1 protein-coding gene is annotated in these 404 nt (G+C 64.1%); it reads right to left on the bottom strand.

Features of this window, described 5'->3' with window-relative positions; translation table 11 throughout:
- A partial coding sequence (locus HK23_RS14010) for a 1-deoxy-D-xylulose-5-phosphate synthase N-terminal domain-containing protein (RefSeq protein WP_306300698.1) occupies nucleotides 1–404 on the bottom strand: 404 nt, incomplete at both ends.

Genomic DNA, 404 nt, shown 5'->3' with positions numbered 1-404 from the left:
TTGTCCCCGGCCTTTTCGGCGGGCTGATAGCCGTGGCCTTTTTCGGTCATCACATGCAGCAGGATGGGGCCGTTATCCGTATCGCGCAGGTTGCGCAGGATGGCGACCAGCTGCGGCAGGTCATGCCCGTCCACGGGGCCGACGTAATAGAAGCCCAGCTCTTCAAACAGCGTGCCGCCGGTAATCATGCCGCGGGCATACTCGTCCGCCTTGCGGGCAGTGCGTTCCACCGGGGCAGGGAGCTTCTTGACGACTTTCCCGGCCAGTTCCCGCAGGCCCATGAACTTGCGGGAGGACATCAGGCGGGAGAGGTAGTTGGACATCGCGCCGACCGGCGGGGCGATGGACATCTCGTTATCGTTGAGGATGACGATCAGCCGTTCAGCCCCGGGACCAGCCACGGC

Origin of the sequence: Acetobacter malorum, assembly GCF_002153605.1 — a bacterium.
Lineage (GTDB): Bacteria > Pseudomonadota > Alphaproteobacteria > Acetobacterales > Acetobacteraceae > Acetobacter > Acetobacter malorum_A.
Note: the sequence above shows the minus strand (reverse complement) of the source record. Positions and strands in the feature narration are given on the sequence as shown.